The 2553-nt window shown below is 49.3% G+C and carries 1 protein-coding gene; it reads right to left on the bottom strand.

Annotated features, from left to right (window positions below):
- A partial coding sequence (locus tag IQP38_RS26700; RefSeq protein ID WP_228010154.1) for a VCBS domain-containing protein occupies nucleotides 1–2553 on the bottom strand: 2553 nt, incomplete at both ends.

Here is a 2553-nt window from a genome sequence, read left to right as displayed (position 1 = left end):
GTAAATACTGCTTCAGTTCCTGCTGTCGCTTCATAAGTGTAGCTACCGTCGCCGTTTGCGGTTTCAGTCAGCGTGACGGCCACACCTTGTGATGTTAGGCCATCAACTGGCGTTGCAGCAGCATCCAATTGGTAGCTTGCTACCCCATCAGAACCTTGCGTTGTAGTGAAGTTGCCGTCGAATGAAATTGGATCTGAGCCGTCGGAGCCAATCGTCGCTAAGTCATCTTCATCCACGCGGATTGCGTCTACGTCAGTGATGGTTGGTTTATCATCAACGATGGTGACAGGTAACGTCTTCGATGAGGTGTCGCCATCAAAGTCTGTTGCGATAATCGGGAAGTCGATTTGCAGACTGTCGCTATTCACCGCATGGTCTAGTGGGCCCTGCAGAGTAAAGGTGTAGCTGCCGTCTGGCTTCACCACCAATTCAAATACGGCATTGCCATCTGCTGTGGCAGTGTAAGTAAAGCTGCCATCACCATTTGTTGTCTCAGCAAGTACGACAGGCTCACCGTGAGAGGTTAACCCTGCTACTGGATCTGCTGTTGCATCAAGCTGGTATTTAACAACGCTGTCCGAGCCTTCAGTTGTGCTGAAAGAACCCGACATGAACGCATTATCGTTTTGGTCTGAGCCAATTGAAGCGAGATCATCTTCATCCACTGTCAGTGGAACAACGTTATCGATGGTTGGAACGTCATCAGTAATCGTGACTGGAATGGTCGCGGTCGTCGTATCGCCATCAAAGTCTGTTGCAATGATTGGGAAGTTCAGAACTAATTCATCGCTGTTTAACGCATGATCAACCGGACCTTCTAGACGGAAGTTATATGTGCCGTCTGCATTCACCTTCATGGTGAAGACCGGATTGCCATCCGCGGTAGCTACGTAAGTAAAGCTGCCATCAGCATTCGCAGTCTCTACCAAAGTAACAGGCTCGCCTTGGGAGGTTAGCCCCGAAACAGAATCAGCCGTTGAATCAAGTTGGTAGCTCACCACACGGTCTGAACCTTGAGTAGTCGTAAACGCGCCTTCAACAAACACAGCGTCAGTTTGGTCTGAGCCAATGCCTGATAAATCATCTTCGTCTACAGCCAGAGGCACGACATTATCAATGATTGGTGCATCATCCGTAATCGTGACTGGAATGGTTGCCGAAGTCGTATCACCATCAAAATCGGTGGCAATAATTGGGAAATCAATCGTCAGGCTGTCACTGTTAGCTGCATGATCAATCGGGCCTTGCAGCGTAAAATCGTAAGTGCCATCTGTTGCTACGTTTAACGTGAATACCGGATTGCCGTCTGCGGTCGCCACATAAGTAAAGCTGCCATCACCGTTGGCGGTTTCCACCAAGATAATCGCCTCACCTTGAGAGGTCAGCCCCGCAACAGGATCAGCAGTTGAATCCAGTTGATAGCTCACCACTCGGTCAGAGCCTTGAGTGGTGGTAAACGCACCTTCAACGAACAGATCGCCGCCAGGGTCGGAACCCACACCGCTAAGGTCATCTTCATCGACACTTAACGCATCCACCGCTGTGATGGTCGGTACATCATCAACAATTGTGACTGGAATGGTTTCAGTAACGGTGTCGCCATCGAAGTCGGTTGCGATAATTGGGAAGTTAAGCGTCAACTCATCACTATCAATCGCGTGATCAATTGGTCCTTCAAGTGTGAAGTTATAAGAGCCATCAGTATTCACTGTCAGCGTAAAGACCGCTTCAGAGCCCGCTGTTGCTTCGTAGGTAAAACTGCCATCCCCATTTGCAGTTTCTGTTAGCGTGACCGCCACACCTTGCGAGGTTAAACCGTCAACTGGTGCTGATGTGCCATCGAGTTGGTAGCTCACCACTCGGTCTGAACCTTGCGTGGTGGTGAAGTTACCATCAATAGAAATTGGATCACTTTGGTCTGAACCGATTGACGCTAGATCATCTTCATCAACCGTGATGGCATCCACGTCCGTAATAACTGGCTTATCGTCCACAATTGTCACTGGGATAGTGGCATTTGTGGTATCGCCATCAAAGTCTGTTGCGATGATTGGGAAGTTGAGCGTTAACTCATCACTATCAACAGCATGATCAATTGGCCCTTCTAGCGTGAAGTTATAAGAGCCATCAGTATTCACTGTCAGCGTAAAGACCGCTTCACTCCCCGCCGTCGCCTCGTAAGTAAAGCTTCCATCGCCGTTTGCGGTTTCAGTTAGCGTGACTGCCACGCCTTGTGATGTGAGTCCAGCTACTGGTGTTGCAGAAGCATCGAGCTGATAGCTCACCACTCGGTCCGAGCCTTGTGTGGTGGTGAAGTTGCCATCGATTGAAATCGGGTCAGTTTGGTCTGAGCCAATCGTACCTAAATCATCCTCATCAACGGTAATCGCATCAACATTGGTAATAGTTGGCTTATCGTCAACGATGGTGACTGGGAGCGTTTCTGTGGTGGTATCACCATCAAAATCCGTCGCGATGATTGGGAAGTTCAGTGTCAGTTCATCACTGTCTACCGCATGGTCGATTGGACCTTGCAACGTGAAGTTGTATGAG

The organism is Vibrio sp. OPT41 (assembly GCF_015163595.1).
GTDB lineage: Bacteria > Pseudomonadota > Gammaproteobacteria > Enterobacterales > Vibrionaceae > Vibrio > Vibrio alginolyticus.
Note: the sequence above shows the minus strand (reverse complement) of the source record. Positions and strands in the feature narration are given on the sequence as shown.